This window comes from Pseudomonas atagonensis (assembly GCF_011369485.1).
Lineage (GTDB): Bacteria > Pseudomonadota > Gammaproteobacteria > Pseudomonadales > Pseudomonadaceae > Aquipseudomonas > Aquipseudomonas atagonensis.
The window spans coordinates 1-19,197 of the sequence record NZ_VXCA01000023.1 but is presented as its reverse complement, the minus strand read 5'-3'; the positions used below and the strand labels follow the sequence as shown (position 1 = coordinate 19,197).

General features: G+C 60.0%; 16 protein-coding genes. 10 read left to right on the top strand and 6 right to left on the bottom strand.

Annotation, left to right across the window (positions count from 1 at the left end):
* The first annotated feature begins 118 nt into the window (after window positions 1–118).
* From F2P67_RS14480 to F2P67_RS14455, 6 genes are all read left to right on the top strand, one after another.
* Window positions 119–1,816 (top strand): molecular chaperone HscC, encoded by a 1,698-nt coding sequence (locus F2P67_RS14480; RefSeq protein WP_166221118.1) that lies wholly within the window; start codon window positions 119–121, stop codon window positions 1,814–1,816.
* Window positions 1,817–1,827: 11 nt separating this feature from the next.
* Window positions 1,828–3,555, top strand: a complete 1,728-nt coding sequence (locus tag F2P67_RS14475; RefSeq protein WP_166221117.1) for a J domain-containing protein — start codon at window positions 1,828–1,830, stop codon at window positions 3,553–3,555.
* Window positions 3,556–3,746: 191 nt separating this feature from the next.
* On the top strand, window positions 3,747–4,067 hold the full coding sequence (locus F2P67_RS14470; protein WP_166221116.1) for a hypothetical protein: 321 nt from the start codon (window positions 3,747–3,749) through the stop codon (window positions 4,065–4,067).
* 143 nt (window positions 4,068–4,210) lie between these two features.
* Entirely contained in the window at window positions 4,211–5,905 is a 1,695-nt protein-coding gene (locus F2P67_RS14465; RefSeq protein ID WP_166221115.1) for an acid phosphatase, read from the top strand.
* Between the two features lie 117 nt (window positions 5,906–6,022).
* Window positions 6,023–7,225, top strand: coding sequence for a hypothetical protein (locus F2P67_RS14460; RefSeq protein WP_166221114.1), 1,203 nt, complete (start codon window positions 6,023–6,025; stop codon window positions 7,223–7,225).
* A gap of 178 nt (window positions 7,226–7,403) precedes the next feature.
* Entirely contained in the window at window positions 7,404–7,922 is a 519-nt protein-coding gene (locus F2P67_RS14455) for an SET domain-containing protein-lysine N-methyltransferase (RefSeq protein WP_246226505.1), read from the top strand.
* A gap of 12 nt (window positions 7,923–7,934) precedes the next feature.
* Here the strand turns inward: F2P67_RS14455 and can are convergent, their stop codons facing one another.
* Entirely contained in the window at window positions 7,935–8,579 is a 645-nt protein-coding gene (gene can, locus F2P67_RS14450) for a carbonate dehydratase (protein WP_007912954.1), read from the bottom strand.
* A gap of 140 nt (window positions 8,580–8,719) precedes the next feature.
* Between can and F2P67_RS14445 the strand changes: the two genes are divergently transcribed.
* The gene (locus F2P67_RS14445; RefSeq protein WP_166221112.1) at window positions 8,720–9,124 is read left to right on the top strand and encodes a serine kinase/phosphatase; all 405 of its coding nucleotides are present in this window, start codon (window positions 8,720–8,722) and stop codon (window positions 9,122–9,124) included.
* Window positions 9,125–9,223: 99 nt separating this feature from the next.
* Here the strand turns inward: F2P67_RS14445 and rimI are convergent, their stop codons facing one another.
* Entirely contained in the window at window positions 9,224–9,676 is a 453-nt protein-coding gene (gene rimI, locus F2P67_RS14440) for a ribosomal protein S18-alanine N-acetyltransferase (protein ID WP_166221111.1), read from the bottom strand.
* The gene (locus F2P67_RS14435; protein ID WP_166221303.1) at window positions 9,669–10,415 is read right to left on the bottom strand and encodes an energy transducer TonB; all 747 of its coding nucleotides are present in this window, start codon (window positions 10,413–10,415) and stop codon (window positions 9,669–9,671) included. Before F2P67_RS14435 ends, rimI begins: the two co-directional genes overlap by 8 nt.
* Before the next feature lie 231 nt (window positions 10,416–10,646).
* On the opposite strand from F2P67_RS14435, the gene mksB reads away from it, so the two are divergent.
* From mksB to mksF, 3 genes are read left to right on the top strand one after another with little or no spacing between them, the layout of a single operon-like run.
* Window positions 10,647–11,927 carry an Mks condensin complex protein MksB gene (mksB, locus tag F2P67_RS14430; RefSeq protein WP_166221110.1) on the top strand — a complete coding sequence of 427 codons (1,281 nt, stop codon included), beginning with the start codon at window positions 10,647–10,649 and terminating at the stop codon, window positions 11,925–11,927.
* Window positions 11,917–12,618, top strand: coding sequence for an Mks condensin complex protein MksE (gene mksE, locus F2P67_RS14425; RefSeq protein ID WP_166221109.1), 702 nt, complete (start codon window positions 11,917–11,919; stop codon window positions 12,616–12,618). Before mksB ends, mksE begins: the two co-directional genes overlap by 11 nt.
* Window positions 12,615–15,455, top strand: a complete 2,841-nt coding sequence (gene mksF / locus F2P67_RS14420; RefSeq protein ID WP_166221108.1) for an Mks condensin complex protein MksF — start codon at window positions 12,615–12,617, stop codon at window positions 15,453–15,455. Before mksE ends, mksF begins: the two co-directional genes overlap by 4 nt.
* 70 nt (window positions 15,456–15,525) lie before the next feature.
* Here mksF and F2P67_RS14415 read toward each other — a convergent pair whose 3' ends face one another.
* Genes F2P67_RS14415 through F2P67_RS14405 form a run of 3 tightly spaced genes read right to left on the bottom strand, consistent with a single transcriptional unit; the run spans window position 15,526 to window position 19,091 of the window.
* Window positions 15,526–17,829: a PqiB family protein gene (locus F2P67_RS14415; RefSeq protein ID WP_166221107.1), complete on the bottom strand. Its 2,304-nt coding sequence runs from the start codon at window positions 17,827–17,829 to the stop codon at window positions 15,526–15,528.
* Complete coding sequence (locus tag F2P67_RS14410) at window positions 17,822–18,445, bottom strand: paraquat-inducible protein A (RefSeq protein ID WP_166221106.1); 624 nt, start codon at window positions 18,443–18,445, stop codon at window positions 17,822–17,824. The genes F2P67_RS14415 and F2P67_RS14410 overlap by 8 nt, the downstream gene beginning before the upstream one ends.
* Window positions 18,432–19,091, bottom strand: a complete 660-nt coding sequence (locus tag F2P67_RS14405; protein WP_166221105.1) for a paraquat-inducible protein A — start codon at window positions 19,089–19,091, stop codon at window positions 18,432–18,434. Before F2P67_RS14405 ends, F2P67_RS14410 begins: the two co-directional genes overlap by 14 nt.
* Window positions 19,092–19,197: the final 106 nt, after the last annotated feature.

The window sequence follows — 19,197 nt, the reverse complement described above, 5'->3', positions numbered from 1 at the left end:
CCGTCGTAAATAATGGCTCAGAGCCATCATCTTTCTTTACCGCGTCATGCACTCGGTAATATTCTTGCGCGCCCATATTTGTTTCATTTTTTTTCAAGCGCAAACGGAGTTCGTTGCAATGATCGTAGGGATTGACCTGGGAACCACCAACAGCCTTGTCGCCGTCTGGCGTGGCGAATCCACCGAGTTGGTGCCCAACGCTCTGGGTCAGTTCCTGACGCCCAGCGTGGTCGGCCTGGATGATCAGGGGCGGATTCTGGTCGGCCAGGCGGCCCGCGAGCGCCTGCACACGCACCCGCGCCTGACGGCGTCGCTGTTCAAACGCCACATGGGCAGCGCCACCGAAGTCTACCTGGCCGACAAAGCGTTCCGTCCCGAGGAGCTGTCGGCGCTGGTCCTCAAAAGCCTGAAAGAAGACGTTGAACGGGCCTTTGGCGATACCGTCACCGAAGCGGTGATCAGCGTGCCGGCCTACTTCAGTGATGCCCAGCGCAAGGCCACGCGGATCGCCGGCGAACTGGCCGGCCTGAAGGTCGAGAAGCTGATCAACGAGCCGACCGCCGCGGCACTGGCGTACGGGCTGCACCAGCGCGACAAGGAAACTTCGTTCCTGGTGTTCGACCTTGGCGGCGGTACGTTCGACGTATCGATTCTGGAGTTGTTCGACGGGGTCATGGAAGTACGCGCCAGCGCCGGCGACAACTTCCTCGGCGGCGAAGACTTCGACAGCGTCTTGCTCGAGCACTTCATCGAACAGCACCGCACTGCCGCCGATTTCCCTGACCGCAACAGCGTCATCCAGCCGCTGCGCCGCGAGGCCGAGCGCGTGCGCAAGGCGTTGGGTCAGGACACCAGCGCCGAGTTCCGTCTGCAACTGGGCGAGCGCCACTGGACACAAACCATCACCCAGCAACAACTGGCAACCCTGTACATGCCGCTGCTGGAACGTCTGCGCGCGCCTATCGAGCGAGCGCTGCGCGATGCGCGCATTCGCGTCAGCGACCTCGACGAGATTCTGCTGGTGGGCGGCACGACGCGTATGCCGCTGGTGCGCAAACTCGCGGCCGGGCTGTTCGGTCGCTTCCCGTCGATCACCCTCGATCCGGATCAGGTCGTGGCGCAAGGCGCGGCCATTCAAGCTGCACTCAAGGCCCGCGCGGCCGCGCTCGAAGAAGTCGTGCTGACCGATGTCTGCTCTTACACCCTGGGCATCGAGACCTCGACTCAGGTCGGCCGCCAATACGAGAGCGGCCATTACCTGCCGATCATCGAACGCAACAGCATCGTGCCGGTCAGCCGGGTCAGAACCGTGCAGACACTGCATGACAATCAGGAACACGTGATTGTGCGGATCTTTCAGGGCGAAAGTCGTCTGGTCAAAGACAACGTCGCGCTGGGCGAACTGGACATCAAAGTGCCGAAACGCAAGGCCGGCGAAGTCTCACTCGACGTGCGCTTCACCTACGACAACAACGGTTTGCTGGAAGCGCAGGTGAGCATTCCACTGACCGGGCAGACACACTCGCTGGTGATCGAAAACAATCCTGGCGTGCTCACACCGGAAGAAATCCAGCAGCGCTTGCAGAACCTCGCGCAGCTGAAAATCCACCCGCGCGAGCAACAGGTCAACACGCTGCTGACCGCGCGCCTGGAACGTCTCTATCAGGAAAGTCTCGGCGATCTGCGCGAGCAGATTGGCCACTGGGCCAAGCAATTCCAGATCGCGCTCGACTCCCAGGATGAGCGCCAGATCCGTGAAGTGCGCACCGAACTGAGCCGACACTTGAGTGAACTTGATCGCACGCCGTGGCAATAAGGAGCACTGCCATGGATTGCTGGTCCGTTTTACAACTGTCCGATGACGCCGAGCTTCGTGAGATCAAGCGCAGTTACGCACGTCTGTTGAAAACCTTCCGCCCCGATGAAGATCCCGAAGGCTTCCAGCGCTTGCGCGATGCCTACGAGCGCGCGCAGGCGATCGCTCAATGGCGCCTCGACAATGCCGAGGACAAAGAGGAGGAAAACGACGTTCTCGTGGCCACCGAGGCGAGCGTTTTCGCGGCGATGGCTCTGGATTCGGCGCTGGCACGTCAGCACAGCGCGATGCAAGACCAAGCGCCTGACTTCTCGCAGAAGGCGTTCGCACCACTCAACCCGGCAGCGCCAGAGCCGTTTGTCGCCCCTTCTGCGATGGCCGTCCACAGCGAACCACTGGACGTCGACACTGACCACGACGCGCATGCGGCAGAATCGCAAACCGCCTGGGCCCTGCTCGATGGCCTGAGCGAAGACAACCTCGACGAGCGCTGGGAGCAGGCCCGACAGCAAGGGTGCGCCGAGGCTTTCCAACGCTTGTTGCTGCAACTGTGTTTCGATCATCCGCGACTGCGCAGTGCAGTGCTCGTCTGGGCGGTTGAGCATTTGGGCTGGCTGGGGCCGTGGCAAGAGATCGCCATGAGCGAGTGGCAGCGCGACAGCCTCGCCCTGAGCTTGATGTCCGACTACCAGGAAAATTTGCGCGCGTTGCTCGAAACGCCAAGCGAGCGTGAATTCCTCAACCTGCTCAAGCGCTACACCGCTCAGCCCTGGCTGCAGGTTTTCGATCGGCGCGAACAGTGGCAGCAAAACCTGCTGCAGTTGCTCAATGACAGCGAATGGAGCGTGCCGCTGTTCGACCGTATCGGCCAGCTCTTCGGCTGGGACGACAACAAAGGTCTGCACCCACAACCGGACTGGCTCTGGGAGGCGCTGATCGAGCGCTGCAATCAGGAAAGTTTCTACGACAATCTGCGTGCCAAGGCCGAGAGCGATCGCACCTGGGCGGCCGACGTGCAGGCGGCGCACCTGTTGGTCAATCCGCTCAAACCTCTCCAGCAGAAGAAGATGATCGACACGTTCGGTCAGAATGAATGGCAGGCCTGTCACGATTTGTCGGAAACGCTCAAATGGCGCTACCCCGAGCTTCTGGCACGCCTGCCCTACGCCAATGTCTTTTACTGGCGGCGCTTTTTCCCGCGACCGATTGCCGCCGAGACCTGGATACGGGTCTGGGCCGCGATTGCCTTGGCGCTGGGCCTGTTTTATCTGACTGGCAAAGACAGATCCGCCGCCAGCATTGTCTTCATTCCCATGCTGTTTGCCTGCGCACCGGTGTGGTTTTTCCGCTTTGCCCTGAGCTGGTGGGCGGTGCTTACCGCCCACATCATTGTTTTCGATCTATGGCTCACCGAAGGGCTGATCCCCCGCCACTGGAACCCTGACACCCGTTGGCTGGTGATTCGTCACGGCGTTCCGCAGGCCGTCATGGTCTTGCTGTTTTCGCTGTTGCTGGGGCCATTGGGGGCATTTACTTACATCGGCGTGATCGTCATCGGGCTTTGGCACAAGCGGCGCATCGGCTCGCTCGACGCAGACTTCAGCAACCGCCACCCTTGGCTGACGGCGTTGCACTGGGCGCATTTCAGTCCGCTGCAATTGTTGTTTTTGCTGATCATGACCGGCGTCATCCTCGCCAGCCGTCTCGGTTACTCCGTGCAGCAACTGATACCTGGCTAGATTTACAGCGAGATTGATGTACTCGCCGCCGTGAAACGGAAGGCTTTAGAGCATTCCGACAACAGACAAACACTCTTCTTACAAAAGCTGTCGCTCTGTCCCACGTATCGCGTGGAACAGAGCTGACTTTGCCAAGCCTCACCATCGTTTAGCTTGTCTGGGATCAATAACCCCTGTCCAAGGAAGAACCGATGACCCCGATTTCCAAAACGCTGGAAGAACTGATCCGTGAGATTTACCAGGATGGCAGCGTCTCCGTTGTCGAGTACAGAGCGCTTCGAGATGACGCTGATCGGCGCATGGAGACTGTCGTCCAAGAGTTTGGCCAGCACAACAACGTGACGGCTTTCCAAAAAGCAATGGATGTTGCAATGCAGTTGCTGCAGAGCGCCGTCATTGATGCCAAAAAAGCCAGATTGACTGATACCGGCGAAGCGATCGTCAAGGATGCGGTGACGGCCCAGGTTGAGTACCTGCGCGCAGGCAACGAGCTCGCGCTGCGTCTTTTGTAATCGAGCAAAAAACAAGGATGGGGGCTGCTTGGCCAGCTCCTACTTCTTTTTGTCACCCATTCAGACTGTCACCCAACCGTCACATTGCCTTGCTAGCGTCCGCCCGAAACAAACTGAAACAATTAAGCAAAGCGGGCTGACGAATGAAAGACGAGACAGACGGCACGGGCGCACCTGAATCCGCCAATCCCACTGACACCAGCCGCCGCCGCTTCCTCGGCGGCGTTGCGGTACTGGGCGTCGGCGCGACGCTGGCCGGGTGCGGCAATGCCGGCGAGCAGCCCGGCAAACCGATCGAGCATCCGTTGACGCCCGCCGAGCTGGACAAGGCTCTGCGCGATCAGGTGAAGACGGTGGTGGTGATCTACGCCGAGAACCGCAGTTTTAATAACCTGTTCGGCGATTTCCCCGGCGTCGAGAAACCCTTGTCGGCGCTCAAGCCTGCCGATTACCAGCAGCGCGACCGCGATGGCAGCCTGCTGCAAACCCTGCCACAAGTCTGGGGCGGCACCCTGCAGATCGGCCCGCAAACCCTTGATGGCGTGACCTACCCCAGCGCCACCCAATTTCAGGAAAACCTGCCCAACGCACCGTTCGCCCTCAAGGGCCCAAATGGTGAAGACCTGCCCTTCGGTCTGGTGACACGGGATTTGTGGCATGTGTTTTATCAGAACCAGATGCAGATCAATGGCGGCAAGAACGACAGCTTTGTCGCCTGGGCCGATTCCGGTGGTCTGACCATGGGCCACTACGCACAGAGCCGTTATTCGTTGCGTCTTTGGGACGTGGCGCAGGAGTTCGTGCTCTGCGACAACTTCTTCCAAGGCGCCTTCGGTGGCTCGTTCCTCAACCACCAGTACCTGATCAGCGCCACCGCGCCGTTTTACCCGGACGTCGGCAATTCAGTGGCCAAATCGCAGATCGCCGCGCTGCAAAGTGACGATCCCGCCGATCCACGCCTCAAGCCGCTTGAGCAATCGCCCGCCAGCGCCATGACCGGCCCACCGCAGTTCGGCCCGAGCGCGCTGACCCCGGATGGTTTTGGCGTGAACACCCTCGCCCCGCCCTACTGGCCGACCTGGATTCGCGACCCGGAGCGCCCGGCCTATTCGAAACCCGATCTGCCCAACGTCATGGTTGCGCAGACCCACGAACACATCGGCGACAAACTGTCGAAAAAGAACATCGACTGGGCCTGGTACGCCGGGGCCTGGCAGGCGACGCTGGAGCAGTTCAAGGATTCCGGTGGCATTCCGAAAATCCCTAACTTCCAGTATCACCACCAGCCGTTCAATTACTTCAAGCAGCAAGGCCCGGATCATCCCGAGGAGCGCAACAAGCGTCTGCGCGATGCGGGTCTGGGCGACGAGTCGAGCAGCAACAAGTTCTTCGCCGACGCCGAGGCCGGCAAGCTGCCGGCGGTGACCTTCTACAAACCTCAGGGCAATCTCAACATGCACGCCGGTTACGCCGACGTGGCCTCCGGGGATCGGCACATCGTCCGCGCACTGAAAGTGCTGCGGGAAAGTCCGCAGTGGAAAAACATGGTGGTGGTCGTCACCGTCGATGAGAACGGCGGCTGGTGGGATCATGTTGCGCCGCCCAAGGGCGACCGTTGGGGCCCGGGTTCGCGCGTTCCGGCGCTGGTGGTGTCACCGTTTGCGCGCAAGGGCACGGTCGATCACACGGTTTACGACACGGCATCGATCCTGCGCCTGATCACCCGCGTGTTCCAGCTCGAAACCCTCGACGGCCTCAAGCAACGCGATGAAGCGATGAGCGCTCGCGGTCAGAAACCCATGGGTGACTTGACCAACGCCCTGCATTTTCAGGGCTGACGACGTCTGCGGAGGCGGGCTGCAAAAATCTGCGAGTGACGGCTTTTCTGTGTCACGCGGCTGATCCACTATGAGGCGCCCCCGCCCCAAGGGAATCACGCTGAAAAGGATCTGAGCATGTTCAAACTCGCAGGACTTATACCCACAACGCTGGCCCCCGCAGCACTGGCCCTCGCCGCGCTCACCTTGAGTGCTGCCGCCCACGCCGATGTCGCACTGAAACTGGGCAGCACCGAACGCGTCACGCGGCTTTTCGCTTATCCGAACAACTGCAGCGTGATCTGCTTTCGCAACTGGACGCTGGAGCAGACTGCCGCGCACTACCTGAGCCAAAGCGTGCAACGCGACGGCTACACCGATGCCAAAGTGCTGGTGAAGACTGAAAACGATCAGCTCTACGCCAAAATCAGCGGCGTGCCCGAAGGTTACGAAAAACCCTTGGCGGCGTTGCTCGACGCCGGTGATCTGGCGTATGCCGGCGCCAGCAAGCTCAACGCTGATGGCAAGTGGGCTTACAACTGGTATTTGTTTCTGCCGCTGGGCATGGCTGTGGAAAACCGCAAAAGCGTCGAATTGCTGCACTTTCCGCCGGATTATTCACTGACCCAGGCGCAGGATTATCTGCGCTCGAACACCACTGACCGCTGGGCCGCGCTGCTGACTGAAAACGGCATCGCCGCGACCCGGACGCCGGCTTATCAAACCATCGTCGACATTGCCCCGATTGCCGCGCCCGCCACTGCCGGCAAGGATCTGGAAGGGATCTACGCCTACTTCACCGACTACCAGACCAGCATGGTCAAACAAGTCAGCCAGAACGCCAACGGTAATGCCCTGCCGATGGTCGCGTTCGGTGCGCCGGTGCGCAACTGGCTCAAGCAGCAATACGGGGCGAGTGTGAATGTGCTGGGCCTGGCCAGCATCAGCCCGAGTCCCGGGGTAAATGTGCCGGTACTGGGATCGAACCACCCCAGTTACATCTGGTACGCGGCAGATCCTGCGAACTACACCGGCGATGATGCCCAGGCCAAAGCCGACGCGGCTGGTCTAAAAGTCATGGGGCAGGACTTGAGCGCCGCCTGCTGGCAGGCCGGGATGGGCAGCCAGCCGAAGAGCGACGCGAAAGCGCAGCTCAACCGTTGCACCCAGAGCTGGCAAGTCACGCAGGCAGTCAAAACCTGCGAGCTGTTCTACACCTCGATCCGCCATCTGCCTGCCGACCAGGCGGCTGCCAAATGCGCCACTGCGCCGATCAAAACGCAATTACAGCAACTCAAGGGCGCACTCCCCGCCACCGCCGTGCCGGTGCCACACCTTTAAGTGGATCAAGTCATTCCTGTGTCAGCCATGGCTGACGCAGGAATACGGCTATCACGCCTGTCAGATCTGACAGTAGACCGGCAGGATGACATGGAACAGGATTGGATCCACAGCGTGTTGCAGGACTGACAGGACGTCAGCCTACGGAAGTCGCAACACCCGAGAAACAAGGATCGTTATGAACAATCGTGCACTTGCAGATCTGGGTAACCGCCATGACAAAGGTATTTATCCCTTCGCCGGGCTGCCCGTACGGCTCGGGTTTCCGTCTCGCAGCGATTTTGAAATCATCCGCGACAGCCGGGGCAATGCCACGGCCGTGTCGGCACGCCGGGATTTTCTGCGCATCAGCCGGATGTGCCGCGTTTCCGGACAACTGCTGCCCTATCGCTGCCGACAGACCCGGCAACTGCAACCGGGCATCCACATTTACGACCCGCGCTTTTGCGGATTGCTGGAACACGCCTGCGATCCCAACGTGTTTCTCGATTGGAGTGAGATGTGGCTGTGGGCACTCAAGGACATTCAGCCGGGTGACCGACTGACCATGGATTACGCCGCCACCGAAGACAAACTGCTGCATCAGTTTGCCTGCGGGTGCGGCTCGCCCCATTGCCGAGGCTGGATCACCGGTTACAACGAGTCGCCGAACATTGAGGGCTACGCCTTTTTACAACGCTGGCGACATCACAACTGATGCTGAACCGGATTACAACGCGCCGACCGGACGCAAACGGTATTGCGGCGGCAACTGCTCGAAACCGCTGATGGTGGTGTTCAGGCTTTTCCAGCGACCGTCCTTGATGCCGTAGATACAGCCGTGAATCGACAAACTCTGCCCACGATGCCAAGCGTTCTGGATGATGCTGGTGTGGGCGACGTTGGCCACTTGCTGGATAACGTTAAGTTCGCACATCCGATCGACCTGTTCTTCTTCGGTCGGCAGTTTGGCCAGCTCTTCGCGTTTTTCGTAGTACAGGTCACGGATCGAACGCAGCCAACCATCGATCAGGCCGAACTGGCGATCCTGCATCGACGCGCGGACACCGCCACAACCGTAGTGGCCGGTGACCAGAATGTGTTTGACCTTGAGCACGTCCACCGCGTACTGGATCACCGACAGGCAATTGAGGTCGGTGTGCAGCACCACGTTGGCGACGTTACGGTGAACAAACAGATCGCCCGGGAGCATGCCAACGATTTCGTTCGCCGGCACCCGCGCGTCGGAACAGCCGATCCACAGGTATTCAGGTGTCTGCTGGCGCGCCAGTTTGGCGAAGAAGTCCGGGTCTTCCTTGGTGATCGCGTCAGCCCAACGCTCGTTGTTATCAATCAGATCTTGTAAGTCGTGCATGTGTAAGGCCTCAAGAAAGATGCGCTGGTATGACAGACGACCGCACGTCGGGGTCACGCAAGAACCGCAGGTGTTTTTCTTTGGAATTCTCGTGTGCCCGGTGAGTCCACTCAGTAAGGCCCACAGTATGAGGAATTGCCATGACTGATTCACGACGTCCGTACGATGCGGTGCAACCGGAACCCATCGATGATAACGAAGACCGCATGGGCTCGGTGCATGAGCTGGATTTCGACGACGAAGAGCCCAGCGCGAAAATCGGCGATGAAATCCCGGAGCGTGAACGTGAGCAACTGATGCCCAATGAGCGTGTGCGTGAGGCCGGGATGACCGGGGCTTCCGTCAGCGATCATGAGCCGACTGACGATGACCTGAGCCCGGAAACGCTGATTCATGAAGACGGCGCGCGGGATGCCGAAGAGGCCGGCGAAGGCAATCAGGCCGATTGGGATTTGAGTATTGTCGATGAGGATGAAATTGGCGGTGGCAACGGTCTGGATGAAGCGGAGCTGGCGCGACGTGATCCGATGGATGGCAAGCGCTGACCTGTGGCGCTGGTTAAATAGCTATCGCGGGCAGGCTCACTCCTAAAGGGGAATGCATTTCAATTTGTAGGAGTGTGCCTGCTCGCGATGCTTTTAGCTCTAGTCAACCAAGGTGCAGGCCATGACCACGGCATCTTCACGCCCGCCCACCGCCGGGTAGTAATCCCGACGCCGGCCAATCTCGTTGAAACCATAACGTTCATACAGCTTGAACGCCGCGGTATTGCTGTCACGCACCTCAAGAAAGCACTCCCGCGCCTCGGCCGCATAAGCGCGCGACATCAGATGCTCCAGCAACGTCAGCCCCAGCCCGCGCCCCTGATTTTCCGGTTTGACCGTGATGTTGAGCAGATGCGCCTCATCGAGAATGATCTGCACCACGCCGTGACCGACTTGCTGCTGGCCTTCGAACATCAGCCAGATCTGGTATTTGCCCAGCCCGTCGAGAAAAATCCCGCGAGTCCAGGGATGGCTGTACGCCGCGTATTCGATCTTCAATACAACGTCCAGATCCGCCTCGGTCATCGGGCGGAACGATACAGCTTCACTCATTCGATTCTTTCCAGCGCGTCATCAGCCGACGCATGGCTTGCCACACAGCGGCTTTGCGCTGTGGCTCTTCCATTAACAATTCCAGACCCGGGATGGCCCAGGCCGAGCCCAGACCTTCGATCTGCAATTCACGATTGAACGCTTCGGCGTCCGCCTCACCTGCAAACCGCACGGCCGGCAGGCCAATCAGCCACAGGCACGCACACGGCGCCGCTTCCATTTGTACCGACAGGAAGCCCTGAACGAAGTCGCGCGCCGCGTCCGGGCCTTGATCCATGGTGCCGCGATTGAGCCACGGCCAGCGCACCGGCTCGCCGACAATTTGCGGCGCATCTGGCAGACCTGCGGCGCGCAGCATGTCCTTGAGCAGCAGATAGGCCGGATCGCGGCTCTGGAACGGTTCACCTGTGGGTAACTCGACCAGCAACAGGCAACGTCCGGCGCGCAACAATTGCAGGGCGAATCGCGGTGGCGGCACGGGGGCCGGTTTGACGACCACTGGCGTGTCGTCGACTTCCGCCACCGGTTTGGCACCGGTTCGGGTGCTCGCCAGCGACGGGCGCGGCACTTCGATCTTCGGCCGTTCAGACGGTCGCGCAGCAGGCTGCACGGGCGTTTCGACCTGCGGCATCGGCACAACCTGCGCCACGACCTCGGGCTCGGGCATGTCCAGCAGCTCGGGCCGCGACGGCGCGGCGAAAGGCAATTCGGTGCGCGGCAGCCAGTTGACCACCTGCATGGCGTTCAAATAGGCGCGGCGGCGGGACTCGATTAGCAAGGGTCGGCCACTTGTGGATAACTGAAGTGGGCTGATTCTACCGCCCTTCGCTCAAGATCGCTTGCGGTTGATCGATAGACTTTACCCGGGCGCTTTATCGCCAGAATGCGACAGCCCGTCCCGAGAGTGAATCGCATCGCCCGCGATGCAGTACAATCGCGGCTTTTAATCGCCAACCAGCCGGCCATTCCGATGATCGAACCCAAGCGCGTCTTGCGCGCCCTCGCTGAACACTGGGCACTTCTGGAGCCACTGTGCGAGCACTTCGACCAAGGCACACTGAGCCTCAACGAACTGCGCACGCAACTGGCCGCCCAACAACTGGACAGCACGCCGCAGGACATCACCAGTCTGCTCGACGTGTGGATTCGCCTCGATATTCTGGTGCCCGTGGCGAAAAGCCCGAACCGTTTCGAGCTGAACGCGCAGATTCACGACTTCCTCGCCTACCTGCGTCGAGAACACCGACTGGGCCTGTGCCTGGAGATCGAAGCTTATCTGCGCCACCTCGAGCGTCTGGCCGGTTACATCCAGGATGCGTTCGATGTCCGCGATGGCAATGATCTGGCGCGTCAGCTGCGTCTGCTCGACATGCGCGTGCGCGACGTTCTGAAGAAACTCGACAACGACGAACAGGCGCTGGTGGCCGTGGCTGAACGAGCCAAGACCAGCGACCGGCAGATTCCGCTGCGTCAGCGTTACGCCGAAGTGCTGGCGACCTGGGACGAATACGTCGAGCCGATGATCGATCTGGTGAACGCCGACGGCGCCTTCGAACAAGGCGTGCGCAAGGTCGAAACCGTGCTGCTGAAGATGCTCAGCGAACAGCAGCGTCTCGGCCATCTGGTCGATGACGACATGCTGCTGCGCACCCACGCGCGCATCCTCGAAATGCAGACCAGCGCCCAACTGACTCTGCGTCACGCCCGTGAACTGCTGCTGCCGCTGCGTGAAGAAGCACGCCGGCATAACGCCGTGACTCGTGGTGCTGCACTGGCGCTGGCCGCGATCCGCCGCAAAGGCATCGACGCCGTGCCGCAAGCCGCGATGCCGTTGTTTACCCGGCCGCAAAGCACCTTCCTCGGCAGCGCCAGTCAGGTCGAAGCCTACGTCTACGCCTTGGCGCGTTTCGAGCCGAAACCGGCGCGCTTCCCCAAGGCGCACAAGTCGCAAAAGACCGGCGATGCCCCGCGCGCACCGCGCACCGTGCGCGAGATGGTCGACCGTTGCGAAGAATCGCTGCCAATGCCGGATCTGATGACCTGGCTGCTGGAGCAGGAACCGGACGGCGCGACCGACGAATTGCTTTACTGGTTCTCGCGCCTGTCGCGGGAAAAACGCTTCAAGCGCGAGCGTCTGGAACGCCGTGAATACCACACTCATGAGCACCAGGTCAGCCTGCGCTCCTTCGCCCTGCTCTCGACCGGCGACACCGCCGCCGAGGATTCTGCGAGCATCCCCAATGCATCTTGATCTTTCCGAACTGTCGCAACTCGCGCCGATCTTCCGCGAGCTGTTCAAGGGTTACCACGTCAGCCGCCGCGACCCGGAGCTGTACGCGCAACTGTCGAACTTCCAGGATCAGTACCGCACGCTGTTCAAGGCGCTTGGCTTTGAACTGGTCTGCGACACCCGTGGTTTCTATTACTTCGTCCCGGACATGGCCGCTGCGGCGGTGAACAAGACTGCCCAGCGTCTGGCGCTGTTCACCTTCATACTCGTCGAGCATCTGGCCGATCAGGGCCGCGACCCGATCGCCGTGCTCGACGGCGGCAGCCTCGGCCGCGAAGAACTGCCGTCGCTGCTGGAAAAATACCGCGACCTGTTCATTCAGGCCGAAGTACAGACCGTTGAAGAGCTGGAAGAAAAGATCATGCGCCGCATGACCCAGCTCGGTTTCGCCGGCGAAGAAAACGGCGTGTACCGTTTCCTGCCGCCGATGCACCGTTTCCTCGATGTCTGCCTGTCGGTTCAGCAAGACCGCGACCTGGCCGCCAGCGTGCACAGCGTTCTGCCGCTGCCGGCACCGGTGCTGATCGACGAAGCCGCCGAGGCCAAATTTCTGGAAACCGACGACCCGCTCGATCTCTCAGAGTTTGAAGAAGAAAGCGAAGAAGACGCACTGGCCCGCGCCATTGCCGAAGAACAGGAGTCCGACGCATGAGCCAGGAACGCTACGGCATCCGCCGCTTTGCCCTTTTGAATACCGCCGGTTACAGCCTCGGCCTGTTCCCGCTGGAAGAACCGCTGTCGGTCTACGGCGCGAACAACCTCGGTAAATCCGCCTCGATCAACGCCTTGCAGTTTCCGATTTTGGCGCGCATGTCGGACATGAGTTTCGGCAAGTACAGCCTGGAACAATCCCGGCGTTTCTACTTTGCGTCCGACACTAGCTACATCCTTGTCGAAGTGAACCTGCCTCATGGCCCGCACGTGATCGGCGTGGTCGGTCGCGGACCGGGTGGCGGTTTCGGTCACCAGTTCTTCGCCTATGCCGGCAAGCTTGATCTGGCTCACTACCAGAAAAACGATACCTGCCTGCGCCAGAAGGAGCTGTTCAGCAACCTTGAGAAAGAAGGCCTGAAAGCCTACGAACTCAAACCGGATGAACTGCGTCGTTTGCTGGTCGGCGGTCATACGTCGATCCCACTGGATCTGACCCTGATCCCGCTGCGCTCCACCAGCGAGCAGAGCCTGAAGACCTTCCGTGCGTTGTTCATCAACCTGCTGCACATGCGTGAAATCACGGCGGCCAAGCTCAAGCAGTTGTTCCTCGATGCCTTCGAACACAGCCTGCGTTCCGGCAGCGTCGATTACATCGCGGCGTGCGAAGAAGCCTTCCGCGACGTGCGTCGCATGGAACAGGACTACAACTCGCTGGTCGCTGCCGGCCCGCTGGTCGAAGCCTTGGCCAACGGCGTGAAACAGCGCGACGTGCTGCGCGGCAAACTGCATCGCCTGTCGCCGCTACTCGATTCGTTGCTCGGCACCTGGTCGGATTACGCCGGTGCGCGCAAGGAAGAACTGGCGATTCAGGCCGAGCACTACCGTCGCGAGCAGGACGATCTGCAAAACGATCAGCGCGGTGGCACTCAGGAACTGATGCGTCTGGAGCGGGAAATCTCCGGCATCCAGCGCTGGCTCGGCGAGTTGTCGGTGCTGAAGAACCGCTTCGCGCTGGTCGATGACGTCAAGGTTCTGGAGCAGCAACTGCTGGCGGCCAAGGACGCTCACGACGAACTGGCCGGTGCGCTGGCTCAGTCCCGTCAGTTCAGCGCCGAGGATCTCGAAGAACGTCTTCGCGATCTGGAAAAACGCCTGAAGTCGGTGAAGCAGCAACTCGATCACGCCGACAACAACAGCTACGCCCGCCTGCGCGAAGAGTTTTCGCAACAGGACGTCGAACGCCTGATGCGTCTGTTCAACAGCGCGCTGTTCAGCCTGCCGCTGGGCGACCACGGCATCACCCTCGACGACGATGGCGAGTGGGTCAAATCGGTTGAGCTGATCCTTGATGGCTTCAAGGGCGAGCGTTTCGAAGTGCCGGGCCTGTCGATCGACATCTCGCACATCGAGCCGCCGGCTTTGCAAGCGCTGGCCGACCGTGCAGCGTTGCGCGACCAGAAAGAGCGCCTGGAAAAAGAGCTCAAACAACTCAAGACCCAGCAAGCGGTTGCCTCCGACCGCGCTGCGAGCAAGACCCAGACCGAAGCGCTGTACCAGCAGGTACTGGACGCGCAGAAAGCCCTGGAAGATTTCCGTCGCACCCAGACCCTGAGCGCAGAAGAAGGCGACAAGCTCGAGCAACTGGCGCAGATGGAAGGCGCGCAGGACGAGCTCAAGCGATCCAGCGATGCCTTTACCGAACGCGTCCAGCAACTGTCCGCCAAGCTGCAACTGGTCGGCCGGCAGATCGCCGACATGGAAGCCAAGCAACGCACCCTCGACGACGCCCTGCGTCGCCGTCAGTTGCTGCCGGCGGATCTGCCGTTCGGCACTCCGTTCATGGACCCGGTCGACGATTCAATGGATAACCTGCTGCCACTGCTCAACGACTATCAGGACAGCTGGCAAGGCTTGCTGCGTGCCGATGGCCAGATCGAAGCGCTGTACGCACAAGTGCGCCTGAAAGGCGTGGCCAAGTTCGACAGTGAAGACGACATGGAGCGCCGCCTGTCGTTGCTGATCAACGCTTACGCGCACCGTACCGACGAAGCCCTGACCCTGGGCAAGGCCCGTCGTGCAGCCGTAACCGATATCGCCCGGACGCTGCGCAACATCCGCAGCGACTACGACAGCCTCGAGCACCAACTGGCACTGTTCAACCGCGAGATCAACAAGCGTCAGGTGTCCAACCTGCAGAGCTTCCGCATCGTGCTGGCGCCAAACAAGGAAGCGCTCAAGCACATCGACCAGATCATCCACAGCGCCGGCCAGTACGAAGAAGGCGAAACCCTGTCGGTGTTCGACCTGAGCCAAAGCGCCGAACAAGACAACAAGAACGAAGAAGCCAAGGAATACCTGGCGCGGCTGGTGGCGGCGAACCACAACCAGCTCGGCCTCAAGGACTTGTTCGAACTGGCGTTCGAGATCACCAAGGTCAACGGCCAGCCGGTTATCCACACCGACATCGACGGCGCGGCGTCCAACGGCACCACGATGACCATCAAGGCGCTGACCAACATGTACTTGTTACTGCACTTGATGGACCGCGACCTGGCCGGGCGTGTGCGTCTGCCGTATTACCTCGACGAGGCGGCGGACATCGACGAGAAGAACCAGGCCGCCCTGCTGGAAACCAGCCTGCAACTGGGCTTCGTGCCGATCCTGGCGAGTGTGAAGCCGCAGGTCTGCGCCAGTGTCGCCATCGACCTGGAAGGCGGCAGCGGCCCGGCCGGCATCTACATCGACGAGGCGGACTGGAAGTACATCCGCCGCCACGATGCGGTGAAGGCCACGGTCAATGTCGAAGCGGATGAACCGGAGATGGATGCGGTTTGATGCGTCACTGACGGATACAAAAAAAGGGCCGCGATCCATTGGATCGCGGCCCTTTTTCATGGGCTCGGGATTATTTGCCGAGGGGGATTTTCGGCGCCCAGGTCAGCCATTCATCTTCAAACTTGTCGAACAGCGGGAAGGTCTGTTCGGCCCGTGCCGGGTTGCCCATGCGTTCGCCGTCCGGCGTGGCGAAAGCGATGCCGCCCTGAATCGCAGTCTCCAGAGACTCCGTGCGCACCGTCACGCCTTTGAACAAGCCGATATCGAAACCGACACCGCTGGTGTTCCAGAAGCGGCTGCCACTGCGCACCAGGGGTGCGTACTTCGGTTCGATCAGGATGTGCACCAAGACACGATCCGCCGTCTGGCCGAGTTCATAACCGGTGACTTTACCCACGGTGATTTCGCGATAGGTCACTGGCACACCCGGTTTCAGCGAACCGCGTCGGGCAGCACTCAAGACCAGACTCAGACCGGCTTCCTGCTTGGTCACTTCCGGCGGGCTGGCCAGCGCTACGAAGTTTTTCTGCGGGCCGAGGTTTTTCGCCGCGGGTTGCACTTCAACGTACTGACCGGTGACCAGTGTTTCCAGATTCGAGGTCTTGATCAGACCCAGCTCCGGTTTGACGACCCAGAACTGGCTGCCCACCCGGGCAATCTTTTCCGGCACCTCGGTGATACGCGCGGTGAGAATCACCGACTGCAGATCATCTGTCAGATCGACGCTTTCAATCTTGCCGACATCCAGGCCTTTGAAACGAATCGGCGTGCCGCTGCGCAGACCGTCGGCGCGATCAACCTTGATCGTTACCACGGCGCCCTTTTGATTGGCCTCGTCGTGGTTGGCGAACAGACGGAAGCGCGGGATACGTTTCTGCAACGGAGCCTTGGCTTGCGGCGTTTCGAATGCAATACCGCCGGCCATCAAGGTCTGCAGGGATTCACTTTTCACTTGAATTCCGCCTGTCAGGCCACCGGTCAGCGTAATGCCGCTGACGTTCCAGAAACGGGTCGAGGCGTTGACCAGATTTTCGTATTCCTTCTCGATGTGCACGCCGATGACCAACTGCTTCTTGGTCTTGGAAAACTGATAGCTCTGAACCGAACCGACCTTGACCTGCTTGTAGAGAATCGGACTGCCGACATCGATCGAACCGAGACTATCGGTGAACAACACCAAGTGCAGGCCCGGCGCTCGCAGATCCAGTGGCGGCGCTTTGGGGCGCGCTTCGAATTCGCGCTTCGGCGGCGAACCTTTGTCACCCGGACGCACGGCGATGTAGTTGCCCTTCACCAACGCTTCGAGTCCGGTGATACCGGCCAGAGAGATCGACGGTTTGACTACCCAGAACTGGGTGCCATCAACCAGGTAGTCTTCAGCCAATGGATCGAGGGTCAGTTCGGCGGTTGCACTGTTCAGATCCGGGTCGATTTTCAGTGCTTTCAGATTGCCGACCTGAATGCCTTTGTACATCACCGGCGTGCGCCCGGCCTGCAGGCCTTCAAAGTCACTGAGCTTGACCTTGACGCGGATGCCGGCAGCGGCGGCGTCGAAGTCTTCGTAGAGACGGAACGGCAGGCTCGGATCAGTGGGCGGACTGTCCTTGCGGTTCTCCGGTGTTGCGAAGGCGATGCCGCCGGCAACGATACTCGCCAGGGATTCGCTGCGTACTTTCACCCCGGACAGGTTGGCATCGATGCTGATGCCACTGGCATTCCAGAATCGCGTGTGTTTGCGCACCAGTTTGGCGTAGGTCGGCTCGATAAACACTTTGAGCTCAACGGTGCTCTGGTCTTCAGACAGCACGTAGCTTTTGATCTGCCCGACCTGGATCTGCTTGTAGAACACCGGACTGCCCCGGTTCAGTGAGCCAAGGCGATCGGCCTTGATGGTCAGGTGCAGACCGGGTTTGGAATCCGACAACGGCGGCTCTTCTGCCAACGCCTTGAACTTGCGGGTCGGCTCGCCTTCGCCGGGGCTGATCGCCACGTAGTTACCGGAGACAAGCGTTTCCAGACCGGTAATACCGGCCAGCGTCACACTCGGTTTGACCAGCCAGAAGCGCGTGCTGGTCTTGAGATACTGCTCGACATCCTTGTTCATCTCGACCGTGGCGATGACGCCTTTGGAGTTGCCTTCATCATCGAGTTTGAGTGTTTTGACCTTACCGACAGGCATGCCTTTGTAGACCACTTCAGTCTTGTTGGCCTGAATGCCTTCGCCACTTTCGAAGCGCACCTGAATTTCGATGCCGGTTTCGTTATACGCACGCCAGCCGAGCCAGCCGCCAATGATCAGGGCGATCAGGGGCAACACCCAAATGGCGGACCAGTTCGAGGCTGGCCGGGTTTTCGCTACAGGCAAATCAGTCATGGTCGTCGTCCGACTCCGTGTTATCCCAAATCAGTCGGGGATCGAAAGTTACTGCGGCGAGCATCGTCAGAATCACCACACTGGCGAAGGCGATGGCGCCAAGATTGGCTTCGACGCTGGCGAGCCGGCCGAAGTTGACGACCGCCACCAGAATGGCGATCACAAAGATGTCGAGCATCGACCAGCGGCCAATGAACTCGATAAAGCGGTACATCCAGATGCGCTGACGCGCAGACAACGGCTGGCGTCGTTGCACCGAAAACAACAGCAACGCGATGCCAACAAGTTTGAAGGTCGGCACCAGAATACTGGCGATGAACACCACGGCGGCAATCGGGATCATGCCGTGCTGCACCAACTGAATCACGCCTGACATGATGGTGCTGGGGTCGCCCTGTCCCAAAGAGCTAACCGTCATGATGGGTAATACGTTGGCGGGAATGTAGATGATTGCCGCGGTGATCAGCAAAGCCCAGGTTCGCGCCAGACTGTTCGGGCGGCGTGGGTGAACCAGCGCACCACAACGGGTACAGGTTTGCTCGTCGGTGCCCGGTTCCTGCCTGTTCAGTTCATGGCATTCGGTACAGATCAGAATGCCCGCATCAATCGCCCGCATGGACATCTTCCCCCGATAACGCCTGCCAGATCTGGTGTGGTGACATCACCACTTCCAGCCAGACCTGAACCAACAACAGACCGATGAAACACGCCAAGCCCAGGCCGACGGTGATGGCTGCCATATCTGCCAGCTTGACGATCGCCACCAATACGCCCATCAGGTAAACCTCGAGCATTCCCCAGTCTTTGAGGTGGTGGTAAATGCGATAAAGCAGCAGACCGTAGCTGCGGCCGATATTGAATCGAATCGACAGCAAAACCACCAACTGACACAACAGCTTGAGCAGCGGTATCGCCATACTGCAGAGGAACACGACGACGGAAACGCCACGCATGTCGGTATTGAATAGGCCGACGACGCCGGTCCAGACAGTGTCTTGCGACGATTGCCCGAGTACATTGAGCTGCATGATGGGCAAAAAGTTCGCGGGGATGTAAAGCAAAAGGGCAGCGATAACCAAGGCGAGGCTGCGCTGCACCACGTTATGGCGGTGGGCGTACAACTCGTAACCGCAGCGTGGGCACAGGGCTTTCTCGCCATGCGCGAGTTGCGGCTTGCGCATCAGCAGGTCGCACTCATGACAGGCCACCAAGTCTTCCAGCGGTAAATCTGACAGCCCGGGGGCGTCAACCGACTCTGACATAAAGGCTCTGGCTCCGAAAAAGGTGGGAGTATTCTAGTGTTCTGATTCGAAAATAACTGTGCAAATTTGTTCGCTGAGGTGAGTAAAACTTTCCTGCGGGCAAAAC

Bases quoted from the DNA above. Each gene is read 5' to 3' on its own strand.
- F2P67_RS14455 (WP_246226505.1), top strand. From the start codon at position 7,404: ATGAACAATCGTGCACTTGCAGATCTGGGTAACCGCCATGACAAAGGT.
- F2P67_RS14435 (WP_166221303.1), bottom strand. From the start codon at position 10,415: ATGCAGGTGGTCAACTGGCTGCCGCGCACCGAATTGCCTTTCGCCGCG.
- F2P67_RS14475 (WP_166221117.1), top strand. From the start codon at position 1,828: ATGGATTGCTGGTCCGTTTTACAACTGTCCGATGACGCCGAGCTTCGT.
- F2P67_RS14480 (WP_166221118.1), top strand. From the start codon at position 119: ATGATCGTAGGGATTGACCTGGGAACCACCAACAGCCTTGTCGCCGTC.
- F2P67_RS14405 (WP_166221105.1), bottom strand. From the start codon at position 19,091: ATGTCAGAGTCGGTTGACGCCCCCGGGCTGTCAGATTTACCGCTGGAA.
- F2P67_RS14445 (WP_166221112.1), top strand. From the start codon at position 8,720: ATGACTGATTCACGACGTCCGTACGATGCGGTGCAACCGGAACCCATC.
- mksE (WP_166221109.1), top strand. From the start codon at position 11,917: ATGCATCTTGATCTTTCCGAACTGTCGCAACTCGCGCCGATCTTCCGC.
- F2P67_RS14470 (WP_166221116.1), top strand. From the start codon at position 3,747: ATGACCCCGATTTCCAAAACGCTGGAAGAACTGATCCGTGAGATTTAC.
- F2P67_RS14465 (WP_166221115.1), top strand. From the start codon at position 4,211: ATGAAAGACGAGACAGACGGCACGGGCGCACCTGAATCCGCCAATCCC.
- mksB (WP_166221110.1), top strand. From the start codon at position 10,647: ATGATCGAACCCAAGCGCGTCTTGCGCGCCCTCGCTGAACACTGGGCA.
- rimI (WP_166221111.1), bottom strand. From the start codon at position 9,676: ATGAGTGAAGCTGTATCGTTCCGCCCGATGACCGAGGCGGATCTGGAC.
- F2P67_RS14460 (WP_166221114.1), top strand. From the start codon at position 6,023: ATGTTCAAACTCGCAGGACTTATACCCACAACGCTGGCCCCCGCAGCA.
- can (WP_007912954.1), bottom strand. From the start codon at position 8,579: ATGCACGACTTACAAGATCTGATTGATAACAACGAGCGTTGGGCTGAC.
- F2P67_RS14415 (WP_166221107.1), bottom strand. From the start codon at position 17,829: ATGACTGATTTGCCTGTAGCGAAAACCCGGCCAGCCTCGAACTGGTCC.
- F2P67_RS14410 (WP_166221106.1), bottom strand. From the start codon at position 18,445: ATGCGGGCGATTGATGCGGGCATTCTGATCTGTACCGAATGCCATGAA.
- mksF (WP_166221108.1), top strand. From the start codon at position 12,615: ATGAGCCAGGAACGCTACGGCATCCGCCGCTTTGCCCTTTTGAATACC.